This is a genomic window from Pseudomonas sp. IT-P100, assembly GCF_949767185.1.
GTDB classification, from domain to species: Bacteria; Pseudomonadota; Gammaproteobacteria; order Pseudomonadales; family Pseudomonadaceae; genus Aquipseudomonas; species Aquipseudomonas fluorescens_B.
Genome location: NZ_CATKQK010000044.1, coordinates 144354 through 170806, shown reverse-complemented (window position 1 = coordinate 170806; position 26453 = coordinate 144354). Strand labels below are relative to the sequence as shown.

The following is a 26453-nucleotide window of genomic DNA, read 5'->3' as shown; positions in this document are numbered from 1 at the left end:
ATGCAATCGCCAGCAGGCTGGCTCCCACAGGAGAATGCATTTCAGTGTGGGAGCCTGCCTGCTGGCGATGGGGCGCGACGCGGTCTGTCTGACCGGCCTTACTCCATATTGCCGACCTTATTCACCGCCACTACGTTGTGTGGCGCGTCGTAGATAAGCGTCATGAGGCGCGCAAACGGCGGCTCCCCTCAGGAAAAGCATCGATACGGACAAAAATTATCCGGGCGCACCAATTCGGGGACGGGGCCTAACGCACTCGCTCGTTTGCAAAAGTGTTGGCGCGTGATTTGTTGTTTCGCGGGACTGAAAGCAAAAGATCGCAGCCTTCGGCAGCTCCTACAGATTGATACCGTGCAGGAGCTGCCGAAGGCTGCGATCTTTAAAAACACCCGCCTCCTCTCAGAAGCGGGGCCTTTTATGCCAATTGAGGCTGTGCACTCAGTGGCTTGAGCGGCAGCAGCGGCGCATGGGGATCGGCTTTCACCGATTTGCGCCAGGCTTCCAGCCACGCGGAATGACCTTCGTTCCACACCTGCTCATGCAAGCGAGCCAGTGCTACCGGATCGCTCAGCAGTTGCACACGCTCGTTGTTGGTCAAACCGTCAGGCCCGACTTTCAAGGCATGGCGCACACGCTCGATCCGCAGCCATTCGATCGGCTCGGCCTCACGGTGACGCGACGTCGCCAGCGCGCACGCCAGGGCGTTCTGCTGTGGATCGACCACCGAGCGGATGAAGCCGTCTTTCAGCGCGTGGTAACGGTTTTCATGGGTGTACTGATCCGTTGCCAGCAACGCCTGCGGCGGATTGTATTCCTCGGGGATCAGGAACAGGCTCTCGTCACGGGACTTGAGGCCCAGGCCCACGCGGCTGGAGATCACCGACACCGGAATCGACAGCATCAACGAACCGACGATCGGCACCAGCCACCAGAGGAAGCTCGGGTTCAGCCAGATCACCAGCAACGCCCAGAAGAAACCCAGCAGGGTTTGCGGCCCGTGACGCTTGACCGCTTCGCTCCACGGCGTGGAGTCGTCGTCACGTTGCGGCGAGTTCCAGGTGGCGGCCCAGCCGAGGAACGCGGCGAGCACGAAGCGAGTGTGGAAAATCATCCGCACCGGCGCCAGCAACATGGAGAACAGCATCTCCAGCAGCATCGACAAGGTCACCTTGAACTTGCCGCCGAACTCTTTCGCGCCCTTGGCCCAGATCAGGATGATGCTCAACAGCTTCGGCAGGAACAGCAGCACGATGGTGGTCGAGAACAACGCGATCGCCTTGTCCGGGTGCCATTGTGGCCACAGCGGATAGAGCTGGCGCGGTTCAAGGAAGTACTGCGGCTCCATCAGTGTGTTGACCGCCAGCAGCGCCGTCGACAGCACCAGGAAGAAGAACCACAGCGGCGCCGACAAATAAGACATCACGCCGGTCAGGAACACTGCACGGTGAACCGGGTGCATGCCCTTGACCAGGAACAGGCGGAAGTTCATCAGGTTACCGTGGCACCAGCGACGGTCACGCTTGAGTTCGTCCAGCAGGTTCGGCGGCAGTTCTTCATAGCTGCCCGGCAAGTCGTAGGCAATCCACACGCCCCAACCCGCACGACGCATCAACGCGGCTTCGACGAAGTCGTGGGACAGAATCGCTCCGGCAAATGCGCCTTTACCCGGCAACGGCGCCAGGGCGCAGTGCTCAATGAACGGCTTCATGCGGATGATCGCGTTGTGGCCCCAGTAGTGGGATTCGCCCAACTGCCAGAAGTGCAGACCGGCGGTGAACAGCGGACCGTACACCCGAGTCGCGAACTGCTGCATGCGCGCATACAGCGTGTCCATGCCCGAGGCACGCGGCGCGGTCTGGATAATCCCGGCGTCCGGCGTGGCTTCCATCAAGCGCACCAGACTGGTCAGGCATTCGCCGCTCATCACCGAGTCAGCATCGAGCACGACCATGTACTTGTAATCGCCGCCCCAGCGACGGCAGAAGTCGTCGAGGTTGCCGCTTTTGCGTTTTACCCGACGGCGACGGCGGCGATAGAAAATCTTGCCGAAACCGCCGGCTTCGCGGCAAACGTCCAGCCAGGCTTGCTGCTCGGCAACACAGATATCGGCATCGTTACTGTCACTGAGGACGAAAAAGTCGAAGCGATCCAGGTCACCCGTGGCAGCGACCGACTCGAACGTCGCGCGCAGACCGGCGAACACCCGCGGCACGTCTTCGTTGCAGATCGGCATCACCAGTGCGGTGCGCGCGTCCTTGGGAATCGGCTCATTGCCGGCGCTTTTACCGGAGATGCGGTACTTGTCGTGCCCGGTGAGCAACTCAAGGAAGCCCATCAATGCCGTCCAGAAACCGGCCGACACCCAGCAGAACAGAATCCCGAACATGATCAGGATGCTGGTCTGCAGCGCATACGGCAGTACTTGCGTGACGGTTTTCAGGATTGGCTGATGCAGGACTTCGTTCAGGTCGACGAACGACCAGCCCTGGTACGGCATGATGCCCTTCATGTACCAGCCGGCGACGATGGTCTGACCGAGCATCAGTACCAGCAGGATGTAACGCCGGATCGAACCTACGGTGCGCCAGCGCGCGGCCGGCAGCACGTTCTCGTCTTTCGGCGGGGCTGGCGGATTGGTGCGGCCGGTCAGACGCCGCCAGCCACGCACCAGAATGTTGGTGCGCCACGGCTCCGGCACGACTTTGGTCCGGCGGATCGGTGGAGTGGCCTTGAGGCAAACCCGACCGCTGGCGTCGAGCACCAGCATTTCCGCTTCTTCCAGCTCTTCAGCGGAGTTCAGGGTCAAACGACGGCCCACCGAGGCTTGAGCAGCCTCGGTCGGTGCGTCGAACGTCGAGGACGACAGGCGCTGGTGCAGCTCGCTGAAGGACTGGCAGCCCGCGAGTTCCGCGCGCTGCTCGTCGGTCATCGGTAAATGCGCCAGATACTCGGCAAGCGTCTCTGGCTGTACTTGAGAATTACTCATCGGCAGGCAACTGGTAGCTCCAGGTCTCGGTCAGGACGTCTTCAGTCGCGGCCGATTCCGGTGTGGCTGGGGCCGCGTCCGCAGCAGCAGGCTGCTTGGCGTCTTTGTTGGCCTCCTTGGCATCTGCGACTGGCTTGGCTTCGGCCTGCTTGGCCTCGGCTTGCTTGGCTTCCTTGTCTGCTTTTTCCTGTTGTCTGGCGGCAACCTTGTCGGCCTTGGCCACAGCATTGCTGGACGCTGGCACGGATGACTTGGCCAGGTCGGCAGGCAGAATGTTCTGGACCAGCGCAGCACGCATCTCGGTGGCTTTGCTCGGGTCCTTGATCTTCATGCGCAGGGTCAGGCGCCAGCCCTTGGTTTCAGGGTTGTATCGCACGCTGTTCTCGACCAGTTCGGCATTGTCGCCAACGCTGACCTGGCTGCGAACGTCCGCATCGGACGGCAATGCCGCCAGCGACGGGCCTTCGAAGTCCACCAGATAGGCAACGCTGCCGTCCGGCTGACGAATCAGGTTGGACTGTTTGACGTCGCCTGTGGAGCGCAGGGTCTGTTGAACCCAGGCACTGTCCGGCGCATGAAGCGCGGCTTCGTCGATGGTCCAGTGCATGCGGTAGCCGAACTCCAGCGGCTGGCCAGGCTCAGGCAGTTTTTCCGGGCTCCAGAAGGCAACAATGTTGTCGTTGGTTTCATCGGCCGTCGGAATTTCGACCAGGTCTACAGAACCCTTGCCCCAATCGCCTTTTGGCTCGATCCAGGCACTTGGGCGCTTGTCGTAGCGGTCGTCGAGGTCTTCGTAGTGACTGAAGTCACGGCCACGTTGCAACAAGCCGAAGCCACGCGGGTTCTCGACCGAGTAGTTGCTCACCGACAGGTGTTTCGGGTTGTTCAACGGGCGCCAGATCCACTCGCCGTTGCCGGCATGGATCGACAGACCGCTGGAGTCATGCAGTTCGCGACGATAGTTCAGCACTTTGGAAGGCTGGTTGGCGCCGAACAGGAACATGCTGGTCAGCGGCGCAACGCCAAGCTTGGTGACCTTGTCACGCAGGAACATCTGAGCCTTGACGTCGACAATGGTGTCGCTGCCCGGACGTACGGTCAGGCGATAGGCACCGGTAGCGCGTGGCGAATCCAGAAGGGCGAAGATGACCAGGTGCTTGTCGCCCGGTTTCGGCTGTTGAATCCAGAACTCACGGAAACGCGGGAACTCTTCGCCGGACGGCAACGCGGTATCGATCGCCATGCCGCGAGCGGACAAGCCATACGTGTGACCCTTGCCGACAACGCGGAAGTAACTCGCGCCGAGCATGGTCATGATTTCGTCTTGCTTGTCGGCCTTGTTGATCGGGTACAGCACACGGAAACCGGCATAACCCAGTTGCTCAGTCGCTTTAGGATCGAATTTCAGGTCGCCGAAATCGAAACGCGTCGGGTCGTACTTGATCTCTTCGACGGTATTGGCCGTGATTTCGTTGATTTTCACCGGCGTATCGAAATGCATACCCTGGTGATAGAACGAAAGCTTGAACGGGGTTTTCTGATCGGCCCATTCGGCTTTTTCGGTCAGGAAACGGATTTTTTGATAGTCCGCAAACTTCATCTCGCGGAATTCGTTCGGCAGGTTACTGCGCGGGGCTTCGTATTTCTGCCCGGCCAGCTCTTTTGCCTTGGCCGATACATCATCCAGACTGAATGCCCAAAGCTGGCCGGCGCTGAGCAGGCAAAGCAGGGCAGAGCCCGCTACCAGAGCGCTTCGTAACCGTTTGGCAGACAATTTTGGTGCAATACAGGGACTAACAATCACGAGCAACCCTCGCCGAAAACAGATCAAAAAACCAACGGCCAGTTGAAGGGCCTGTGAGGTAGACGGAAGGAAAAACCCGTCCCTACAAACCACTCTTGCCAAGTTGGCGAGCATTGTTCCGACTCCTATGGGGCCAAATGATTCCCCAACAGGTCCAGGACAAGTCTCTACCTAAGTCAAAACGGACCAACGAACGCTGATCCCCGTAGCGCGCGATTATCTAGCAGGCCGCGTTACAACGCATCAGGCGCAACAAAGTATTTCTCGCGAAAAACCCCTGTTTTCAGTGAAAAAGCGCTTAAAAACTTGTTTCAAGCGCTTTCAGGTCTGTAACAGGAAGGTAACCGGGCCATCATTGACCAGGTGCACCTGCATATCCGCGCCGAATCTACCTGATGCCACAGTGCCATGCACCTGTTTCGCTTTCCCTAATAGATAGTCGAAAAGCTCCTCGCCCAGCGCCGGAGGTGCGGCCGTTGAAAAACCCGGGCGCAACCCGCTTCTGGTGTCGGCAGCCAAGGTGAACTGCGAGACCAGCAGCAACCCGCCACCGACGTCCGCCAGGGACAGATTCATCTTGCCCTCGGCGTCACTGAACACTCGATAGTTAAGCAGCTTATGCAGAAGTTTGTCGGCGCTGGCCCGAGTATCCTCGGGCTCGACCGCGACCAGTACCAGCAACCCCTGATCGACGGCACCCACCACCTCCCCCGCTACCTCGACTCGCGCGCCACGCACGCGCTGCAGCAGGCCCTTCATGCTTCTTCTGGGGACAGGTCGAGCAAGCGCCGGGCCATCTGATCGGCGGCGCGCACCAAGGCATCGGTAATGCCCGGTTCGGAGGCGGCATGCCCGGCGTCACGGATCACCTGCAATTCACTGTTCGGCCAGTTCTGATGCAATTCCCAGGCGTTATCCAGCGGGCAGATCACGTCGTAACGACCGTGCACGATCACGCCTGGCAAATGGGCGATCTTGCCCATGTCGCGAATCAGCTGGTTCGGCTCGAGGAACGCATTGTTGGTGAAGTAATGGCATTCGATACGGGCAATCGACAACGCACGCTGCGGCTCGGAGAAACGGTCGACCACCAGCGGGTTTGGACGCAAGGTCGCCGTACGGCCCTCCCAGGTAGACCAGGCCTTGGCCGCGTGCATCTGCGCAATCTGGTCGTTGCCGGTCAGGCGCTTGTGGAAAGCGCTGAGCAAGTCTTCGCGCTCGTCCAGCGGGATCGGCGCGATGTAGTCCTGCCAGTAATCGGGGAACAGACGGCTGGCACCTGCCTGATAGAACCATTCGATTTCCTGCGGACGGCAGAGAAAAATCCCGCGCAGAATCAGACCGTGTACCCGCTCCGGGTGGGTTTGCGCGTAGGCCAGCGCCAGGGTCGAGCCCCATGACCCGCCAAACAGCACCCATTTGTCGATGCCCAGGTGCTGACGAATCCGCTCAAGGTCGGCGACCAGATCCCAGGTGGTATTGTTTTCCAGGCTGGCGTGGGGGGTGGAGCGGCCGCAACCGCGCTGATCGAAGGTGACGATGCGGTACAGGTTCGGATCAAAAAAGCAGCGACTCTGTGCATCACACCCGGCACCGGGGCCACCGTGGATGAATACCACCGGCAAACCTTCCGGCGAACCGCTTTCGTCGACATACAAGGTGTGGGTTTCATCGACAGCCAGATCGTGCCGGGCGTGGGGTTTGATCTGCGGGTACAAAGTCTGCATTGCGCGCTCCGTAAGGGGTCGAGGTCATCCCTGGGGGGACTTCTATTATTCTGCCGTCCGGCATCATAAACCCGAATTACGCGAATGAGCATGCCTTGCAGAGTCAGAGTTTTTCAGCCGGTTTTTTCAGACTCGTTCTTGCCAACATTTCGGTAGTTAAACACCGCTAGACAGCACTTGTTTAAAACGTCTCAAGGTTACTTCCTGCAAGCTACAACACCTTGCGTCGTTGCCTACGGCTACGCGAGAATCCGCCGGCTTGTGCGCGTTGAGGTCGGTCGCTAACTTGGTTGCTGTCACTGCCCATCAGTGATCGGGTTTAGTAGCTCGTTGATGTCAAGACGCACAATGCCTCTATCAAACAGGTATCCCATACCTGCGCTTGATGGCGGTTGTGCGCAGGGCGCTTCGGCGCGCCGATTTCTTGGCTCATCGGTCTACTAACCTGTGCACAGCTGCCTCCCTATCGTTTAGTAGCGAGCTGGTTGCAGCCTCACTCATTTGAGGATAGAGCCAATGTTCAAGGTAACTCCAAACCCGCCGGACACCGATCCGGTCTCCCCATACGAAAGCCCCGATTCAAACAAACTCAACGAAGCCGCCGAGCGCGCCCTCGACCATCACTTCCCGCCAGCCGACCCCAAACCACCAAAACGCAACGGCCAGCTCTTCAGCGTCTCCCCGGGCATCAACCCTGAAACCCTTCTCGCCAATGCCTCGGAAGATTTGCTGTCCATCAGCGCCATCGCCGCCAACCTCGCCGACGATGTGGACGGTTCCCGCCGCTCCATAGCCTTGGCGCTCAGCCGCATGGCTGACGGCGTGCATTTGTTGGTGGAACGAACGCTGGACCATCTGGATGAGCCGGAAATGGCGGCGATTTTCGCCAAGCAACAAAGCCGCGTCATCTAATCCGCCACCCATAAAAATGGGCCCCCAACCAAGTTGACGTGCCCATTTTTTATCCCGCTCACCCGCCATGCGGGAGGTCGGTACGTGAGTGGTCTGTAGGCGTCTGCCTTGTGGCAAGGGAGCTTGCTCCTTCGCCACAGGTTTCTCCGGATAACCGAGATTACGTTGGAAAAACAACTCATGCGCGACGTTTGTCGGTCGGATTCAAACGTTGAACCTCGGCAAAAATCTCGGTGATTGGGCGTCGCGGTTGGCGTTTGTGCAGGGCGCGGACCTGTGCGCTCAGGCGCAGCAGTTCTTCGCTCGGTTTGGCCCATTGTTCCTTTGGCAACGACTCGGACCATTGGCGCATGACTTCGGGCATGGCCTGCGGGCCCAGTTTCTGTAGGCGGCGAATTTCCCATTCGGTCAGGTGGTTGGGAATCGTCCACAGCGTCATCACGTGGTACAGGTACCAGAAAAAGGCTGAAACCCGGCCGCGCTGGCCGTCGCGGATTTGCTGGTGCATACGGGCGCGGGCGTTGCGGAAAGTGTGTAAGCCTTCATGGGGCGGGTCGTTCGGGCCTTGCAGGTCTAGCGGGTCCTGGATGGATTTGAGGTCGTGGATTTCGTATTCCATGTAGCCGCGGATGGCTTCCCAGTGGCTGATGGCCAGGGAAAGACCGAAGCAAGGGAATTCGACGCTGGTCAGGGTCTCGCCGTGCTGGAAACCGATGCCCATGCCGTATTGGCGGTGGATGCCATATTGGGTGGCGCCTTGGGCTTCGATGACCCAGGCGGATAAGGATTCCCAAGGGACGAAGACGGGGGCAGTGGCGTCTTCGGGCATGAAGCAGACTTCGCGGCGTTGGCGGTTGAAACGGGTGGGGATGATGGCGGCGCGTTTGCTGTGGTTGTGGCGCCAGACGCCGAGGCCGATTGCCAGTATGGAAAATCCGGCAACTAAGGCATATCCATAGATTGCGAAGAATAAATCAATGACAAATTCCCATGTGTATGCGAAGTCATATCCGAACATAAGGCCCGCACAACCAATTGCTGGCGGGATTAGGAACGCGATCATGAAAGCAACACTGAATGGTCCCCCTAATGTCATCTGCCACATAAAGACTTGCGGTGACCCCAACCCGAAGTCCATGTACACCTCATTTAGCTCCCCGATATGAGGGCCATGCGGCGGCAGCGGTGTCGGCAATGGCAACGGCGCGAGATAGGTGATCCTTCCGCTGGGAAACGGCTCGACATCGCCGGCTTTGCGGGATTGCTCAAGGTGCGGGGAAGGCAGGGGCATTTCAATCTTGGTGGGCATGGTCGGCCAACTCCAGCAAATGGGTTTCAACCAGCAACATGGGCGGATGCTCGTTAACGGTTTGAGAGGCCAACGCCGGAAAGCGGCCGTCACTCCGAGGGTTCAGGCGAATGACCCGAATGCGCGAATCCCACGCGCCCTTGGCGTTCAAGGTCTGGATGCAGACGGCCAGCTCCAACGTTTCGGACGCCGGGGTAAATTCGCTGTCAGAATCCACGGGATATTGCAGGCATAACACCAACCGATCTGGTTCTGCTTGCACGATGCGCAGGCTGTTCGCCACTTCCTCACTGATGACGTCCTTGCGCTCGCGCGGTACACCACGACTGTGGAGGGGCACGGAAAGACGCTGGGCGCCGATTCCCAGGCGATGAGTCGGTTGACCGCTCAGGGGTGGCTGGAAATTACCGAGCTTAAGCCCTGGCAGCACCAGATGAATATCTTTTGGCTTGGCCTTCAACAGCAGGTCTTTCAGCCATGAGTCATGCTTGTCCGGACCCAGTTGCGCATACGGGGCGTGAAGCAAATAGGCCAGATAACTTTGATATTCATCCAGGGTATGGTCGCCACGCTCGTCGGTGTCCAGGCTCCACGGCGTGGTTTTCAGCCATTTGTCATGGGCGCTGATGTTGTAACGGTTGTACATCCAGGTTCCCCCCAGTTCCAGCACGGTGAACAAGGCGCCGGCCAGGTTGAAGCGGAAGAACACGGTGGAGAGACGGGTACCCGCGGCAGCCCAGGCGGCGGTTCTCGCGGCAGTGTTTTTTGCCATCAGTACGGTGTAACCCGCGTGTAAGGTGTGACTCAAACCATAGGCATTGACGGTCGTCATGCCGGCCGCCCCTGCTGTCGCGAGCGCTGCACTATTCTGCGCAGCAGCATTCCCACTACGCGTCGCCTGTTGCCAATTCTGCTGATGGGTATTGAGACTAACCACTGAAGAGATAAAACCGAAGCCATAGGTGAAAATGCCTAGCCCAACATGCAGCTTCCCCATCTGCACATGCACATTCTGCAAAGCATGATGCTGAAGACCCGCGACGAGTGCAGCGCTGCGTGCCTTCAACGCGGTATCGGAAAGACTTTGCGCCGCGGTGAATCCCGCCGCCCCAGTCGTAAAACTTGCACCAATCAACGGCCCCAACTTACGCTGATCCCGCGATTGGCCAAACGTTTCCCTTATAACCGAAACCAAATTCACCCCCTGCACCAAAAACACCAACAACCCCATCCCCTCGCTTCTAATCAACTTCCCATTCGGCACCGAGCTAACCCCCAGCCGAATATCCTTCAACAAACTCCGCACCTCCAACTGCTGCGCCGGCGGAAACACCACCGTCACCCCCGCCCGAGCCGGCGTCGCGCCGTGCAGCCGCACCGACTGATCCGGCAGTTCGGCAATCGGACTCAGCGCCCCGGCCAATCGCCCTTCAAGCTGCGTCAACTGCCCGCGTACCCGCACGATCTCACCCTGCAATTCCACCGCCCGTGGCGCCTTGTGCCCCTGGCGGTTTTTGTTGTGGGTGAGCTGGTTGCGTTCGCGGGTCAGGGTTTTCAGGTAGTCGCGCTCCCTGAGCAGTTCCTTGAGGTTGGTTTGCAGCGCCGCGTGTTCGGCCGGACTGGCAACAGTAAAGGTCACCCCGGTGGTTTTCGCCGCATCGAGTAACCGTGCGTGCAGCGCTTTGGGCAGGCGCCGGAACAATTCGTCGAGGTCGGGGATTTTCTCGCTCGCCAGATCGAAACCTTCCAAGGCCCGGCTCAGCCCCAGGTTCAGCGCCGGGCTGAGACTGTGCTGGGCCGCGTCCGCGACAGCGCGGGTATGCTCGGGCAAATCGTCGAGCGCCGGCAGGTGCGGCTGTTCAATTTTCTGTAGCTCGCCCAGCCAGTGCGGCAGGTTGTTGAACATCCCCATGCCCGCGTTGAACAAGGTGCTGTATTGCGCGGCCCGTTCCGGTTGCAGGCGCAGGGGTAAGGTGTAGAACAGTGGCCGGGTCAGTTCCGGGTGTTTTTCCAGATAACCGAGGAGAATTTCGCTGGCGTGGTCACTGCGGCAGATGTCCTTGAGGCAGGCGTATTCGGTGGTGAGGGCCTGGTGGAGTTGCTGTTGATCCTGCGCGTCGTAATACCAAGCCGAGCGATGGAAGCGACCGGCACCCACCAGCATGGTGCGGTCAGCGGTAATGCGCTCGAGCAATCGGTTCCAGCGGCTGAGGTCGTCGCGGTGCTGAAACAGCGCAGCGTCCATGGCCGGGCGGTCGATGAAATCGTTGACCCCGCGCTTGCCACTGAAGCTGGAGCCTTCGAGCACATCGATGATGCGTTTGTTTTGCTCTTGGCCGAGTTTTATCAAGGTATTCAGGTGACGTTCGACGAAATCGTCGGGGGCGACCTTGAAATGTTGGCGAGTGTAATAACGCCGGTCTGCCTCGTCACTGGCGCGGCCATGGGCGGTGAAATCGGGTGTGGCGCCCTGGTACTTGGCGAATTTGAACGCTTCGGCATGCGCTTCTTTGCGCATTTGCTCCAGTTCCGGGGGCACGGGAGCATCCAGCGACTCGACCTTGACGCCCTTGTTCAGGTAGTCGAGCAAGGCTTTGCGAGTGTGTTCCCGGTCCGGTTCGGGCAACTGTTCCAGATCGGCGAACAGGGCCTTGCCTGGCGGATCGTCGCTGGCCTCGGCCAGGTTGCCGATGTCCGCGGGACTGAGCTGGCTCAAGGATTCGATGTAGCACGCCAACAGGTAATCGCGTTCGTTGTGGTCGGCATTGCTCCAGTCGTCGACCCAGCCGACTACGGTGTCCTGATACTCGGCCAGATCACGCAGCACGCCGAGGTCGTCCTGCACCACGAGGAACAACGTGTCGTCCTGATAAGCCGGGCGCACCCGCCCGAGAAACTCGCCAATGTGCGCCTCGCGAAAACGCGACGGTTTTTCCCATAAATAAGGTTCACGTTCGTGCTCGGGGGCATCGCTGACGTGCAACGTCGGCAACAGAACGGCGTCCGGCGGCGACTCGGCATCCTGCTCTTCGCGGTCTTGTGCGACTTGTGCCTGCTGGGCCGGTACGGTCGCAATCTCCGCCAACCATTGTTTGCCCTGCTCGACCGTCAGTAGGTGCTCGCCACCGGTTTGGCAATGCACCGGGCCGAGGTCGACAAGCTGCATGAAGTGGTCGCGTTCGGCGCGGTTGTCGAGCACTTGCGTGCATTTGGCCGCCGTCCATTGCACTTCAGCAAAGTTCACGTACAGCGTGCTGCGTCTTGAAAAGATAAGCGCCGGACGCTCTTCGATGGGCGTGCGCTGATCGCTGGTGACCTTGGCGCCCTTGTGCAGCAAGGCGCTGACCACTCCGTCGCGCACTTGGTACTCATGCAATTCACCGGTAACGCTGTCGATGACATACAACCAGCCATCGCGCAGCAAACGAATACCCAGCGGGCGGGTTGTCAGGGCATACGGCAGCTTCAGTTCGGCACTCGGGTCGAGGGGCTTTTCCACCAGTCCGTAACGCAAGGGCAGCAGCTGTACGTGGGTTTGCCGCAAGGGGCAGGCGCCGAGGGAGCCAATGGGCGATTTGGACGCGGCGGCCGCCGCGAGGTCGGCAGGGTGTGGCTTGTTCATGGACGACCTCTTTCATTTGCCCATTGGCGAGCCAGGTCAGCGGCCAGTACGATGCGCTCGCCGATGGGTTGCAGGGAGGGGTTATGCAGCAATCGATTGATTTCGGGATGCTGGCCAAGGGGAGATCCGTCCAGCCGGGCCATGACATTGGCGTAATAGAACAGCCCGGACGGGGTATCCAGGCCCAGAGCGCTGGCTTCGGTTTCCAGTTGTTCCAGCATTGGCCAACGTTCAGACACGCTTTCGCCGCGAAGGCGTTCGGGGAAGTGCCTGAGCAGATGAGCGTCGAGTTCGAGCAGTACGCGGCGCCGGTCAGCGTGGTCCAGCGCCGAACTCTGTTCAGGGCTCAGGCGATAGGGCGTCGGCAGGTCAGGACACTCGGACGACCGGGGTTGGTGGCGATGCCAATTAGCGCCGACGTTATCGGCCGTTACCACACAGGACAGAGGCCCAAACAATCGCTGATCACCGCTGCCGAACAGGATTCGCGCCACGGCGGCATCGGCCAGACGCAGGACCACCGGTAGACCTTCAGGCAATTCAACGGTCAGCAGTTTGCGCAAGTGCTGGGCGACCTCATGCGCAGGTGCGGTGCTGAACAACAGCACGCCCCACTCTTCATGCGCCTGTTGCAGATAGAACTGAACAATCGGTTCGTCAGGTTGTTGGATCGCCACCAGCATCGGCGAGATATCCCGCAGCGCAGTGAAGGGCGCGCAGTCATACAGCGCAACAGTGCTTGCTCCGGGACAGAGTTTTTTCAACCGTTCCGGCAAATCGCTCAGGGTTGCGCCGTCCAGCAACAGGAAAGCCTGTTGCTCACTCCAGGGCAGGTCGTTTGGCAAGGAGGTCGAAAGGTTCATGCTTGAGCGGCCTCGCAAATCAGGCAGCGCGAGGCGCGGGTTGAAATCAGCGCATGACGTTGCTGGACCGCATCGAACGTCACTTTCAACAGGGGCAAGGCGCCCGGCATCAGAGGCTCGGCGAGTAGACCCACGGCCGGGGCGCCGCCCTCTAGAATCGGCACGCTGTTGAAAATGCCTTCCGGCCCAAGCGTCAGCCAGTGACCGCCAGCCTGGACTGACAGGCGCGCTCCGCCATCAATGACGACTTGTTGCCCGGCACTCAGGTGAATCTGTTGCGTGGCGCTGAGTCGCTGGCTGGCAACGCGGATATGCTGAACGCCATGGACCAACAGGTGGTCGTTCTGCTTGAGTTCGGTCAAACGGTTGCCGTGGGTCAGGTGATGTTCTTCACCGCGCAGGTCGTGGCTGGCAGTGCCACCGATGACCACGGTGCGCTGGTTGTCCACTTGAATGCGTTCGTCGTTGAGCACGAGCTGGACAAAATCGCGCTGGGCACGCAGGGAAATTTCCTCGGAACCCTTTTTGTCCTCGATGCGCAACTCGTTGTAACCGCCCCCGCCGGGACTGCTCTGGCTGCGGAAAATGCTGCGGGTGTGCTCAGCGGGCAAATCCAGTGGCACCGGGGTTGAGGCGTTTGGCAAACAGTTAAGGATAAAAGGTTTGTCGGGGTCGCCATCGGTGAACCCCACCAGCACTTCCATGCCGACGCGAGGGATCTGGACGGTGCCATATTTGCCTGAATCGCCTTGGGCGATTCGATAGACCTGCCCGTGGATGCCGGCGTTGTCAGGACCGAAGCTCAAAAAAGCCGAGCGATGTAGCAGAAAATCGAGGTCAAAGTCCGGCCGTTCGCTGACCAGTTCGAGTTTGACTTCGTAGGGCTGGTTAAGTACTTCCCTGACGCGGAATTCGAGTACCTGAAGGTCGTGGGAAAAACCTTCAATGTCGAGTTTGAAAACGACCTGCTTTGCATCGCTGAGCATCCACATGTCCCTGTGTCTATTTGAAGGCACGGGACTTTGCGTGGATCTACCATTTGGCGCAGTCAGACGGTTCGATATTTAGCGTAGGACGCTTCCGTTACGCCGAATGGGTGTCGAATATCGTTTTCAAATAGCCGAGCAGCGTTTCATAGAGCGCATCGACCTCGGCGACCTGGCCCCGCCCTCGCAAACAGCCGTGAACCAGTCCCTCGCCGTAATAAAGTGTTGCGGCCACGCCCGCGGCGTCCAGTCGCTCGGCGTAGCGCACGCCGTCGTCGCGCAGCGGATCGAATTGCGCCACAGCGATCAGCGCCGGCGGCAAGCCGCCGAGATCCTCGGCGAGCAACGGCATCGCATAGCCGCCCGGTTGTCGACTGCCGCGCAAGTACAAGGCGTGATAACAATCCACGTCGCTGCTGCTGAGCAACGGCGCGTCAACGCATTCGCTGCGCGACGCCAGCCGCTGGTCGCCGCCGAGCCCCGGATAGATCAGAACCTGTGCCGCTGGCAATGGCTCACCCGCATCGCGCAATGCCAGGCAAAGCGCGGCGGCGAGATTTCCCCCGGCACTGTCGCCTGCCACCAGCGTACGCGCGGGATCAAGCTGGAATGGCCCGGTTCGCAACGCCCGCCACACTCCCAGACAATCGTTGAAGCCCGCCGGAAACGGATGCTCCGGCGCCAGACGGTAATCGACGGCGATCACTAACACGTCGAGCGTCGACGCCAGTTCAGCGCAGATGAAATCGTGGGAATCCAGATCCCCCACCACCCAACCGCCGCCGTGCAGATACACAATGCACGGACAACCGCCGGTCAACGGCGAAACCGGCGGCTGATACGAGCGCACCGGCACACCGGCCAATTCAAAGTCCACGACATACAGCCCGGCGGGACGGGGCGGGGTAAATGCCCGACACATGTCGCTGTAGGCCTGGCGCATGCCGGCGAGGCTGCTCTCGGTGCTGTTGAAGCTGACGGTTTTCTCGACGAAGGCCGACATTTGTGCAGATAGCGGGTAAGTAGCCATGAGCCTGGTGCCAGTCAGTTCAGCATTGGAAGTGGAACTCGGTTCTGTGGCGAGGGAGCTTGCTCCCGCTGGTTTGCGAAGCAGCCCCCAAACCACTCAACCGAGTTTTATCAGGTGCACCCGAGCAGCCGGGTTTACGACGGCTTCGCCGCCGAGCGGGAGCAAGCGCCCTCGCCACAGAAATTGCGCGCCAAAAGAAGGCGGGTCAGTTTTTCAGGCTGGCCTGTACGGTGGCTACACCGTCCTTGCCGTCAAAACTGCTGACACCCGCCAGCCAGCGCTGAAGGTCTTCCGGGTGATCACGCAGCCATTGCCTGGCAACGTCCTGCGGCGTCTTGCGTTCCATGATCGGCACCATCAGCTGACTTTCCTGAGCGGCGGTAAACGTCAGGTTCTCCAGCAGACGGTTCACGTTCGGGCAACGTTCGGCGTAGTCCGGTGACGTCACCGTGGAGACCGTGGCCGCCCCTTCGTTCGGCCCGTAGACATCTTCGCTGCCGGTCAGGTAGGCAATTTTCATGTTGATGTTCATCGGGTGCGGGGTCCAACCGACAAACACCACGAATTCCTTGCGGTTCACCGCCCGCTGAACGGCGGCCAGCATGCCGGCCTCACCGGACTCGATCAGTTTGAAATCCTTCAAGCCGAAGTGATTGGTCTCGATCATGGTCTTGATGGTGGTATTGGCACCGCTGCCCGGCTCGATGCCGTAGATCTTGCCGCCAAGCTTGTCTTTGAACCTGGCAATGTCGGCGAAGGTTTTCAGCCCGGCGTCGGCGACGTACTGCGGCACAGCAAGCGTTGCCTGAGCGTCGGCCAGACTCGGCTTGGCCATGACTTTCACCTGATTGGCCGCCACGAACGGCGCGATATTGTTGTCCATCGCCGGTTTCCAGTAACCGAGGAAGATGTCGAGGCGCTTGTCGCGGATGCCGGCGAAGATGATTTGCTGCACGGCGCTGGTCTGCTTGCTTTCATAGCCAAGACCATTGAGCAGCACATCAGCCATGCCGCTGGTGGCAATTACGTCGGTCCAGTTGACCACTCCCATGCGCACGGCTTTGCAGGAAACATCGTCACTGGCCAGAACACTGGTGCTCAGAAGAGCGGTACCGCAAAGGATTGAGAGACAGCGGGTGAACAAACCTTTGGTGCTTGTCATAGAGGGCTTTCTCGTGCGGCAGCGGATTGTTGTGGGCTCGGTGTTTTTGTGCACCGTGCCCGGAACATTACGCAGCAGACGAGAGGTAAAAGCGAACTGTGGCGACTGTGTTTTGCACGGTGGCGACTGTCCCGATCCAGTATCGAGGCGGACAACAACCTGTGGCGAGGGAGCTTGCTCCCGCTCGGCGGCGAAGCCGTCGTGGTCCGGGGCTGCTTCGCAACCCGGCGGGAGCAAGCTCCCTCGCCACAAAAAGCCCCCTCGCAACAGAGTTATGCGGTGTAGTGCTTTTCGCCCCAGGCCAACAATCCTTGCAGCAATTCCTTGAGCACCACTTGCGTCGGCTCAGCCAAATCCGGGCGATAGCGGAACGGCTCGAATTCTTCCATGTAGGTGCACTGGCACAACTCCAGTTGCACCGCATGAATGTTTTCCGCCGGATTGCCGTAGTGCCGGGTGATGTGGCCGCCCTTGAAACGACCGTTCAGCACATGGCTGTAGTCGCCGTGCCGTGCGCAGATCGCTTCCAGCTGGGTGGCCAACTGAGGATCACAACTGGCGCCGTTGAAGGTGCCGAGGTTGAAGTCCGGCAGCTTGCCGTCAAACAGGTGCGGAATGATCGAACGGATCGAGTGCGCATCGAACAGCAACGCATAGCCGAATTCGGCTTTCAAACGAGCCAGTTCGTTCTGCAGCGTGCTGTGGTACGGCGTCCAGACCTGTTCCAGATAGGTCGCGCGTTCCGCTGCCGACGGTTCCAAACCCTCACGGAACAACGGAATGCCGTCGAACAGCGTCGACGGGTACAGGCCGGTGGTCGCGCCTGCGTACAGAGGCTTGTCGTCGGACGGGCGGTTCAGGTCGATGACAAACCGCGAGTACTCGGCGGCCAGCGTGCTGGCGCCCAGTTCGGCAGCGAACTCGTAAAGCCTGGGGATGTGCCAGTCGGTGTCCGGCAGGCTTTTCGCGTCGGCGATCAACCCGGCTTCGACCGCCGGGGTCAGGCGCAGGCCGGCGTGGGGAATGCTGATCAGCAGCGGCACACGGCCTTGTTTGAAGTTCAGAACCTTATCCACAACTATTCTCCTAAACGCTCGTTTCAACGCCGTGACGCACGACGCGTTTCTCCAGATCACCGCCCAGCCAGTACGACAGGTCGGCGGGACGATCGATTTGCCAGGCGACGAAGTCCGCGAACTTGCCAACTTCCAGCGAGCCGTGTGTCTCGGCCATGCCCAACGCGGTGGCGGCATGAATCGTTGCACCCGCCAGGGCTTCTTCCGGGGTCATGCGGAAACAGGTGCACGCCATGTTCAGCATCAAGCGCAGCGACAGCGCTGGCGAGGTGCCGGGATTGAGGTCGCTGGCAATGGCGATTTTCACGCCGTGTTTGCGCAGGGCTTCCATCGGCGGCAATTGGGTTTCACGCAGGAAATAGAACGCCCCCGGCAGCAACACCGCGACGGTGCCGGACGCGGCCATGGCGATGGCGTCTTCTTCGGTCATGAACTCCAGGTGGTCGGCCGACAATGCGTGATAACGCGCCGCCAGACTCGAACCGTGCAGCGATGACAGTTGCTCGGCGTGCAGCTTCACCGGCAAGCCAAGCGCTTGAGCGGTGATGAACACGCGCTCGACCTGCGCCGGTGAAAACGCCAGGTATTCGCAGAACGCGTCCACCGCATCCACCAGGCCTTCGGCGGCGAGCGCGGGGAGCATTTCCGCGCAGATGTGATCGATGTAATCGTCGGCGCGGCCCACATACTCCGGTGGCAGGGCGTGGGCCGCCAGGCAGGTGCTGCGCACGCTGATCGGCAGTTCGGCGCCGAGACGGCGGGCGACCCGCAGCATCTTGCGCTCGTTGGTCAGATCAAGGCCGTAGCCGGATTTGATTTCGATGCTGGTGACACCGTCACGCATCAGGCTTTTCAGGCGCTTGGCGGCGCTGGCGAAGAGTTCGTCTTCACTGGCCGTGCGAGTGGCGCGTACGGTGCTGGCGATGCCGCCACCGGCCGCCGCGATTTCCGCGTAGCTGACGCCTTGCAGGCGCTGTTCGAATTCACCGCTGCGGTTACCGCCGAACACCGTGTGGGTGTGGCAGTCGATCAGGCCCGGGGTGACCCAGGCCCCGTTCAAATCGTTGACGGCCGGGTATTCACCAGACGGCAGCTCAACGCGAGGGCCGATCCACTCAATGCGCGCACCAGACGTCACGATGGCCGCATCCTCGATGATCGAGTAGACGCCTTGCGCCATGGTTGCGACGTGGCAGTGTTGCCAGAGGGTTTTCATCCCTTAGTCTCCACAGTATTCAAAATCGAATCGCCAGCAGGCTGGCTCCCACAAGGATGCGCAATGCAACTGCAGGAGCCAGCCTGCTGGCGATGAGTACATCACAGGCTCGGCAAAAGCTTCACCGACACCAGTTCATTCAGGCAGCGCGTCGCCAGCAGTTCAGTCGCCGCATTGATGTCCGGCGCAAAGAAACGATCCTTCTCATAGAACGGCACTTCTTTACGCAGAATCGCCCGGGCCTTTTCGAGTTTTGGCGAAGTCTTCAAGCCTTCACGCAGGTCCAGGCCCTGGGCTGCCGCCAACCATTCCACCGCCAGAATCCCGCGAGTGTTCTCGGCCATTTCCCACAGGCGCTTGCCGGCAGCCGGTGCCATGGAGACGTGGTCTTCCTGGTTCGCCGACGTCGGCAGGCTGTCCACGGAATGTGGATGGGCCAGCGCTTTGTTCTCGCTGGCGAGTGCCGCAGCGGTCACTTGGGCGATCATGAAACCGGAGTTCACGCCGCCATTGGCCACCAGGAACGGCGGCAGTTGCGACATGTGCTTGTCCATCATCAGCGAGATGCGGCGTTCGCTCAGCGAGCCGATTTCAGCGATGGCCAGAGCCATGTTGTCGGCAGCCATCGCAACGGGTTCGGCGTGGAAGTTACCGCCGGAGATCACGTCACCTTCAGCAGCGAACACCAGCGGGTTATCCGAGACGGCGTTGGCTTCAACGGCCAACACTTCGGCAGCCTGACGGAACTGGGTCAGGCAGGCGCCCATGACTTGCGGCTGGCAGCGCAGGGAGTACGGGTCCTGAACCTTTTCGCAGTTCTGGTGCGAGTCGGAGACTTCACTGCGCTCGCCCAGCAAGTCGCGGTAAGCGGCAGCGGCGTCGATCTGGCCTTTCTGGCCACGCGCGGCGTGAATGCGTGCGTCGAACGGCGAGCGCGAACCCAGCACCGCTTCGACGGTCAGGCCGCCCAGGGCCAGGGCGCCCGCGAACAGATCTTCACCTTCAAACAGACCGCGCAACGCATAAGCGGTGGACACCTGAGTGCCGTTGAGCAGCGCCAGGCCTTCTTTCGCGGCCAGGGTCAGCGGCGCCAGACCGGCGACTTTCAGCGCTTCGGTCGCTTCCAGCCATTCGCCTTTGTAGCGTGCCTTGCCTTCACCCAGCAGCACCAGCGACATGTGGGCCAACGGCGCCAGGTCACCGGAGGCACCGACCGAACCTTTCAATGGGATGTGCGGGTAAACCTCGGCGTTGATCAGGGCGATCAGCGCGTCGATGACCACCCGGCGAATGCCGGAGAAACCACGGCTCAGGCTGTTGACCTTGAGCACCATGACCAGCCGCACCAAGGCGTCGCTGATCGGCTGGCCCACACCGGCGGCGTGGGACAGCACCAGTGAGCGCTGCAGGTTTTCCAGGTCTTCGCTGGCGATGCGGGTCGAGGCCAGCAGACCGAAACCGGTGTTGATGCCGTAAGCGGTGCGGTTCTCGGCGAGGATCTGTTCCACACAGGCAACGCTGGCTTCGATCTGGGGCGAGGCGCTGTTGTCGAGGGTGATCCGGACCGGCTGCTGATAGATATCACGCAGTTGGGCCAGGCTCAGTTGGCCGGGAATCAGGTTTAGCGCAGTCATTTTGAGCTCCTTATGAGAGTTTGTTATTAACTAACCAGACGCTCCGGAGATGTCCGTTGTCCGTCGCTTCCCGCCTTGTGGGGGGGCTGCGCCTTGGCACGCTGGTTTGATGTAGAAATCAGTTCAGATTCGGTAAAGCCTTGCGCAGCAAATTCGAATCTTTCAAAACCCCGGCCGCCGCCGCGATATCCGGTGCCAGCCATCGGTCCTGGTCGTAGGCCGGAACGCGCTCGCGCAGCAGACGCCAGGCCGTATCAGTGCCCGCGCCGAAGCGTTGTTCTTTCAGGAACTCAAAGGCCTGAGCCGCCAGCAGGTACTCGATGGCGAGGATCTGCGTGCAGTTTTCCAGCGCGCGATGCAGCTTCAGCGCGGCGTTGGTGCCCATGCTCAGGTGATCTTCTTGCAGACCGGACGTCACGTAGTTGTCGAGGACCGCCGGTTGCGCCAGTTGACGGTTTTCCGCACACAGCGAAGCAGCCACGTATTGCACGATCATCATTCCGGAGTTCACACCCGGATTGGCCACAAGGAACGCCGGCAGACCGCTGACGTGCGGGTTGATCAAGCGGTCGAGACGTCGCTCGGCGATGGAACCTATTTCCGCCATGGCGATGGCCAGCAGATCAGCGGCCATGGCCACGGACTGACCGTGCGGGTTGGCCTGGGACATGATGCGGAAATTGTCCGGCGTGCCCAGCAGCAATGGGTTGTCGGTGCAGCCGTTGAGTTCGGTTTCGATCTGTTGGATCGCGTGCGCCAGTTGATCCCGTGCAGCACCGTGGACCTGCGGGATCGAACGGATGCTCAGCGCATCCTGGGTGCGGATACCTTTGCTCGACGCAATCACTTCACTGCCATCAAGCAGCGCCCGCAGATTGATGCCGACCTGCTGCATGCCCGGATGCGGCTTGAGGGCGATGATTTCGGCATCGAACGCTGCGATCTGGCCGCGCTGGGCTTCGAAGCTCATGGCGCCGATCACGTCGGCCCATTGCAGCAGGCGCGTGGCATCGGCAATCGCAAGGGCGCTGAGGCCGCTCATGCACGGCGTGCCGTTGACCAGGCACAAGCCGTCTTTGGCGCCGAGTTGAACCGGTTGCAGACCTTCTTCGGCCAAGGCCTGTTGCGCAGAAACGATCTGCCCGCGATAGCTGACATTGCCGACGCCCAGCAGTGCAATGCCGATGTGCGCCATGTGGGTCAGGTAACCCACCGAGCCCTGGGACGGCACTTGCGGGGTGATGCCGCGATTGAGCAGTGCCAGCAGCGCTTCGACCACCCGGCGATGAATGCCGGACTTGCCGTGACTGTAGTTGCGGATCGCGGCGCACATGATCGCCCGGGTCTGGTCGTCGGCCAGTGGTGCGCCGACGCCACAAGCGTGACTGAGCAAGGTGTTGCGCGACAGCTGGCTGAGTTGTTCGTCTTTCAGAGAGACGTTGCACAACGCGCCCAAGCCCGTGTTGACGCCGTAAGCGCGTTCGCCGCTGGCGACGATGCGCTGGACGATCGCCTGAGCGTTCTCGATCCGCGCCCAGGCTTGGGTCGACAGCTCGAGCTGAGCGCCGTGGCGGGCGACGGCGACTACATCCTGCCAACGCAGAGGGGCGTCGGCGATAACGATTTTTTCAGCCTGGGACATCTGGAGCCTCATACCAATTCTGTTGAACACTGAAACCCTGTGGCGAGGGGATTTATCCCCGTTGGGCAGCGAAGCGGCCCCAAAACCTACCGCCACAGTTTCTCAGGCATAACGCGTGTACTGGTTTACGACTGCTTCGCAGCCGAACGGGGATAAATCCCCTCGCCACAAAAGCGTTTAAACCACCGCCGCACGCCGCTGTACGAACCGGTCCACATACTCATCCGCCGGCGAATGCAGGATCTCTCGCGGCGTGCCGACCTGAATCAGGCGGCCATCCTTGAGGATTGCGATGCGGTTGCCGATGCGTACGGCTTCGTCGAGGTCGTGGGTGATGAAGACGATGGTCTTGTGCAGGGTCTTTTGCAGTTCCAGCAACTGGTCCTGCATTTCCGCGCGGATCAGCGGATCGAGCGCACTGAACGCTTCGTCCATCAGGATGATGTCGGTGTCCGCCGCCAGTGCGCGGGCCAGGCCCACACGCTGACGCATGCCGCCCGAGAGCTGGTGCGGGTATTTGTTTTCGTAGCCCTTCAGGCCCACGGTGTTGATCCAGTGCAGCGCGCGCTCGGAGCACATTTGCTTGCTCTCGCCACGCACTTTCAGGCCGTAGGCGACGTTGTCCAGCACGGTCTTGTGCGGCAGCAGGCCGAAGCTCTGGAACACCATGCTGATCTTGCGCCGGCGAAATTCGCGCAGGGCGTCCATGTCGTATTGCAGGATGTCCACGCCATCCACCAGGATCGCGCCGCTGGTCGGGTCGATCAGGCGGTTGAAGTGGCGCACCAGGGTCGATTTGCCGGAGCCGGACAGGCCCATGATCACGAAGATCTCGCCGCTACCGATGCTCAACGACAGGTCGTTCACGCCGACCACGCAGCCGGTTTCGGCCAGCACCTGATCCTTGGTCTTGCCCTGGCCGATCATGCCCAGCGCATCCTTGGAACGGTTGCCGAAAATCTTGAAGACGTTTTTGACTTCGATTTTGCTGATGGCTTCGTTGTTCATTTGCTCACCTCATGCCGTGGCCGACCATACGCCTGAGTAATGCGGTCGATGACCACTGCCAGAATCACGATCGCCAGACCGGCTTCAAGGCCACGTCCGACGTTGAGGGTCTGAATCCCCACCAACACATCTTCGCCAAGGCCACGGGCGCCGATCATCGAGGCAATCACCACCATCGACAGGGCCATCATGGTGGTCTGGTTGATCCCGGCCATGATGCTCGGCAGGGCCAGCGGCAGTTGCACGCCGAACAGTTGCTGCCAGCGGTTGGCACCAAAGGCGTTGATCGCTTCCATCACTTCGCCGTCGACTTGGCGGATGCCCAGATCGGTCAGGCGGATCAGCGGCGGCGCAGCGTAGATCACGGTGGCGAAAATCGCCGGGACCTTGCCCAGACCAAACAGCATCAACACCGGGATCAGGTACACGAAACTCGGCATGGTCTGCATGATGTCCAGCAGCGGCATCAGCACCGAACGCAGGCGATTGCTGCGCGCCGAAAGAATGCCCAGCGGAATGCCGATCAGCACCGAAATGACCGTCGCCACCATCATCAGCGCGAGGGTCTGCATCAGCTTGTCCCAGAGCCCGACCGCGCCCACCAGGAACAACAGACCGACAATGACGGCGGTGGTCACGACCTTGCGGGTCGCGTGCCAGGCAATGCCCGCCACGATCGCCAGCATCAGCCACCAGGGCGCCGCGCGCAGCAGCCCTTCAAGATTGACGATGGCCCACAACAGGGTGTCGGAGATGTGCCGGAACACGTCGCCGTAGTTGGTGACCAGCGAATCGACCCAACCGTTGACCCAGTCGGCGATGGAAAAGGTAAAGCTTTCGGGAAACATAAGAGACTCTCAATCAAGGGGTTGCGATTCAGCGTCCGACTGCCGTTGCCGACAGTCGGAGAGGCTCAACCTACAAGGCCGCGTCGATCTTTTTGGCTGCGTCTTCGCTCACCCATGCGTGCCAGACTTCAGGATGTTCCTTGAGGAAAATTTTCGCCAGTTTTGGTGACTCGATCCGCTCTTTGGCCATGCGCCCGAGGTTCTGGTTCAGCAGGTCGATCGGCAGGTTGACCTTTTCCAGCACGGCCACCAGTTCCGGGGCTTGCTCGTGGAAGGTCTTGGAGAGGCCGACCTTGATCGTCACTTGCTTGTTCACCCCTGGTTTCTCTTCGAGTTTGACCAGGTCAACCTGGCCCATCAGCGGTGTTGGCGACCAGTAGTAGAACAGGATCGGCTCGCCACGCTTGTAGCTCGACAGCACGGCGGCATCCAGCGCCGGACCGGTGCCTGGGCGGAAGTTGGTGTAGCTGCTTTCCAGACCGTAGCTTTTCAGCATTTCGCTGTTATCCAGCTCACAGGTCCAGCCGGCCGGGCAGTTGTAGAAACGGCCCTTGGAAGGCTCTTCGGCGTCTTTGAACACCGAGGAATACTTGGCCAGGTCAGCAATATTTTTCAGGTCCGGCGCCTTGGCTTCCAGCTTGCGCTTGGCATCGCCTTCGATCACGTAGCGCGGCACGTACCAGCCTTCGACTGCGCCTACGACTGGCGCACCGACACCGACGACCTTGCCGGCCTTCTCGGCCTTGTTCCAGACTTCGCTGCGGCCGACCCATTCTTCGGCAAACACTTGAATGTCGTTGCTGCTCAGGGCGTTTTCCATGGTGATGGAGTTGCCCGGCAGGCTATCCGTCTTGCAGTCGTAACCTTTCTCCAACACGACTTGCAGCACGTCGGTCAGCAACATGGCGCTTTCCCAGTTCAGGCCGGCGAATTTCACCGGTTTACCCGATTCGCACCAACCGGCAGCCTGAGTGGCGCCGGCGCTGGCCAACAGGCCCATGGAAAGCAATGTGGTCAGCAGGGTCTTGTTCGATTTCATTGTTTGACGCTCCTAATCATGAATTGGCTTACGGCAGTCAAGAGGCATCCAGCCCTGTCCACGTCCAATCAGGCCTGCGCCGCAGCGCGACCGGCCCCGCTTGTTTTAGGTTGTACAACGCTGTCCTGCTCGACCGGCAGAATCAGGTGATCGGGCACGGTGCCGTGCCATTTTTTCGCACACACGTAATACAGGGCTGCAGGAATCATCAGACCGATGATCCAGGAAATATCCACATCACCCAGCGCTGCCACCAGCGGACCGGTGTAGAACTTGCTGGAAATGAACGGCAGCTGCACCAGCACACCGAACACATAGATGCTGATACCGAGCATGTTCCAGCGACCATAGCGACCGTTTGGATCGGACAGCGCCGGCACGTCATAGCGCTCACGGGTGATGCAGTAGTAGTCCACCAGGTTGATCGCGCTCCATGGTGTAAAGAACGCCAGCAGGAACAAGATGAAGGACTTGAACGCACCGAGGAACGAGTGCTGGCCGAGCAACGCCATCAGGGTCGCAGCACCGACGATCACCAACACGAAGAGCAGACGCTGCAAGCGCGTGACTTTCAGGTCACCACGGAAGCCGCTGATGATGGTCGCAATGCACATGAAGCTGCCGTAGGAGTTCAGCGTGGAGATGGTGACCTTGCCGAACGCGATGCTGAAGTACAGCAGCGCAGCCGTGGTACCGGCACCGCCCAGACCGACGATGTAGGCCACTTCGTGGCCGACGAATTGCCCATTGGCCGAGGCGGCGGCAAACACGCCGAGGATCATCGCCACCTGTGCGCCAATGACCGAACCTGCACCCGCGGCGAAAAAGGTTTTCACCGAGGAAGTCTTGCTCGGCAAGTAGCGAGAATAGTCAGCCACGTAAGGGCCGAAGGCGATCTGCCAGGACGCCGCGAGCGATACCGCCAGCAGGAAGCTGCTCCAGCTGAAGTGGCGGATTTGCAGGAGTGCGCCAACGTCAGTCTGGCTTATCAGACGACTGAACAGGTAAACAAAGGCAATCACCCCAATGACACTGGCAACCCGGCCAATCCAATGGATCACCCGATAGCCGAGTACCGTGACCAGCACGATGACACTGGCGAAGATGAGGATACCGACGGTGTCACTGACGCCAAACAACTGGCCCAGCGCCTGGCCGGAAAGTACCGTTCCGGTTGCGGTGAAACCGAGGTACATCAAACAGACCAGCACGATCGGGATGGCCGCGCCATAAACACCAAACTGCACACGGCTGGAGATCATCTGCGGCAGGCCAAGCTTTGGCCCTTGCGCGGCATGCAGCGCCATCACCCCACCGCCGAGCAGTTGCCCGATCAGCAAACCGATCAACGACCAGAACACATCACCGCCCAGCACCACGGCCAGGGCCCCGGTGACAATCGCGGTGATTTGCAGGTTGGCACCCATCCACAGGGTGAACTGGCTCAACAGACGACCGTGTCTCTCCGCTTCCGGGATGTAGTCGATCGAGCGTTTCTCGATCAACGGTTTACTGCCTGCACGATCGTTGTTAACTGCCATGGTTCAACCTCTGTGGATTGTTATTGTGGGTTGGCGGGCTCCCTGTAG

Annotated in this window: 18 protein-coding genes and 1 pseudogene; 1 reads left to right on the top strand and 18 read right to left on the bottom strand. The window is 60.3% G+C overall.

Annotation, left to right across the window (positions count from 1 at the left end):
• Window positions 1-415: 415 nt before the first annotated feature.
• The 4 genes from mdoH to pip form a co-directional block, all read right to left on the bottom strand.
• Entirely contained in the window at window positions 416-2986 is a 2571-nt protein-coding gene (gene mdoH / locus ACM6IQ_RS23035; RefSeq protein WP_017336096.1) for a glucans biosynthesis glucosyltransferase MdoH, read from the bottom strand.
• On the bottom strand, window positions 2979-4790 hold the full coding sequence (locus ACM6IQ_RS23030) for a glucan biosynthesis protein G (RefSeq protein WP_414879934.1): 1812 nt from the start codon (window positions 4788-4790) through the stop codon (window positions 2979-2981). Before ACM6IQ_RS23030 ends, mdoH begins: the two co-directional genes overlap by 8 nt.
• 321 nt (window positions 4791-5111) lie before the next feature.
• On the bottom strand, window positions 5112-5549 hold the full coding sequence (dtd, locus tag ACM6IQ_RS23025) for a D-aminoacyl-tRNA deacylase (protein WP_414879933.1): 438 nt from the start codon (window positions 5547-5549) through the stop codon (window positions 5112-5114).
• On the bottom strand, window positions 5546-6517 hold the full coding sequence (gene pip, locus ACM6IQ_RS23020) for a prolyl aminopeptidase (RefSeq protein ID WP_017336093.1): 972 nt from the start codon (window positions 6515-6517) through the stop codon (window positions 5546-5548). Before pip ends, dtd begins: the two co-directional genes overlap by 4 nt.
• Before the next feature lie 516 nt (window positions 6518-7033).
• Here pip and ACM6IQ_RS23015 point away from each other — a divergent pair.
• The gene (locus ACM6IQ_RS23015; protein ID WP_414879932.1) at window positions 7034-7429 is read left to right on the top strand and encodes a DUF6124 family protein; all 396 of its coding nucleotides are present in this window, start codon (window positions 7034-7036) and stop codon (window positions 7427-7429) included.
• Window positions 7430-7607: 178 nt separating this feature from the next.
• Here the strand turns inward: ACM6IQ_RS23015 and ACM6IQ_RS23010 are convergent, their stop codons facing one another.
• The 14 genes and pseudogenes from ACM6IQ_RS23010 to ACM6IQ_RS22945 form a co-directional block, all read right to left on the bottom strand.
• On the bottom strand, window positions 7608-8738 hold the full coding sequence (locus tag ACM6IQ_RS23010) for a hypothetical protein (protein ID WP_414879931.1): 1131 nt from the start codon (window positions 8736-8738) through the stop codon (window positions 7608-7610).
• Entirely contained in the window at window positions 8722-12360 is a 3639-nt protein-coding gene (locus ACM6IQ_RS23005; protein WP_414879930.1) for a toxin VasX, read from the bottom strand. The genes ACM6IQ_RS23010 and ACM6IQ_RS23005 overlap by 17 nt, the downstream gene beginning before the upstream one ends.
• A complete protein-coding gene (locus ACM6IQ_RS23000; protein WP_414879929.1) occupies window positions 12357-13223 on the bottom strand; it encodes a DUF4123 domain-containing protein in 867 nt (288 codons plus the stop codon). The genes ACM6IQ_RS23005 and ACM6IQ_RS23000 overlap by 4 nt, the downstream gene beginning before the upstream one ends.
• Window positions 13220-13984, bottom strand: a pseudogene (locus tag ACM6IQ_RS22995) (bacteriophage T4 gp5 trimerisation domain-containing protein); the annotation flags it as partial. The gene ACM6IQ_RS23000 and the pseudogene ACM6IQ_RS22995, both read right to left, overlap by 4 nt.
• A gap of 322 nt (window positions 13985-14306) precedes the next feature.
• Entirely contained in the window at window positions 14307-15239 is a 933-nt protein-coding gene (locus ACM6IQ_RS22990) for an alpha/beta hydrolase (protein ID WP_414879928.1), read from the bottom strand.
• A 205-nt stretch (window positions 15240-15444) separates the two neighbouring features.
• The gene (locus ACM6IQ_RS22985) at window positions 15445-16401 is read right to left on the bottom strand and encodes a choline ABC transporter substrate-binding protein (protein ID WP_414879927.1); all 957 of its coding nucleotides are present in this window, start codon (window positions 16399-16401) and stop codon (window positions 15445-15447) included.
• 272 nt (window positions 16402-16673) lie between these two features.
• Entirely contained in the window at window positions 16674-17477 is an 804-nt protein-coding gene (gene hutG, locus ACM6IQ_RS22980) for an N-formylglutamate deformylase (RefSeq protein ID WP_017336090.1), read from the bottom strand.
• 10 nt (window positions 17478-17487) lie between these two features.
• The gene (hutI, locus tag ACM6IQ_RS22975) at window positions 17488-18693 is read right to left on the bottom strand and encodes an imidazolonepropionase (protein ID WP_414879926.1); all 1206 of its coding nucleotides are present in this window, start codon (window positions 18691-18693) and stop codon (window positions 17488-17490) included.
• Window positions 18694-18794: 101 nt separating this feature from the next.
• Entirely contained in the window at window positions 18795-20327 is a 1533-nt protein-coding gene (gene hutH / locus ACM6IQ_RS22970) for a histidine ammonia-lyase (protein ID WP_414879925.1), read from the bottom strand.
• A 118-nt stretch (window positions 20328-20445) separates the two neighbouring features.
• Window positions 20446-21969, bottom strand: a complete 1524-nt coding sequence (hutH, locus tag ACM6IQ_RS22965) for a histidine ammonia-lyase (RefSeq protein ID WP_414879924.1) — start codon at window positions 21967-21969, stop codon at window positions 20446-20448.
• A gap of 177 nt (window positions 21970-22146) precedes the next feature.
• A complete protein-coding gene (locus ACM6IQ_RS22960; protein WP_017336086.1) occupies window positions 22147-22977 on the bottom strand; it encodes a quaternary amine ABC transporter ATP-binding protein in 831 nt (276 codons plus the stop codon).
• Window positions 22974-23825, bottom strand: coding sequence for an ABC transporter permease (locus ACM6IQ_RS22955; RefSeq protein ID WP_017336085.1), 852 nt, complete (start codon window positions 23823-23825; stop codon window positions 22974-22976). The genes ACM6IQ_RS22960 and ACM6IQ_RS22955 overlap by 4 nt, the downstream gene beginning before the upstream one ends.
• A gap of 70 nt (window positions 23826-23895) precedes the next feature.
• Window positions 23896-24864: an ABC transporter substrate-binding protein gene (locus tag ACM6IQ_RS22950; RefSeq protein WP_017336084.1), complete on the bottom strand. Its 969-nt coding sequence runs from the start codon at window positions 24862-24864 to the stop codon at window positions 23896-23898.
• Between the two features lie 68 nt (window positions 24865-24932).
• Window positions 24933-26405 carry a purine-cytosine permease family protein gene (locus ACM6IQ_RS22945; RefSeq protein WP_414879923.1) on the bottom strand — a complete coding sequence of 491 codons (1473 nt, stop codon included), beginning with the start codon at window positions 26403-26405 and terminating at the stop codon, window positions 24933-24935.
• Between the last annotated feature and the right edge of the window lie 48 nt (window positions 26406-26453).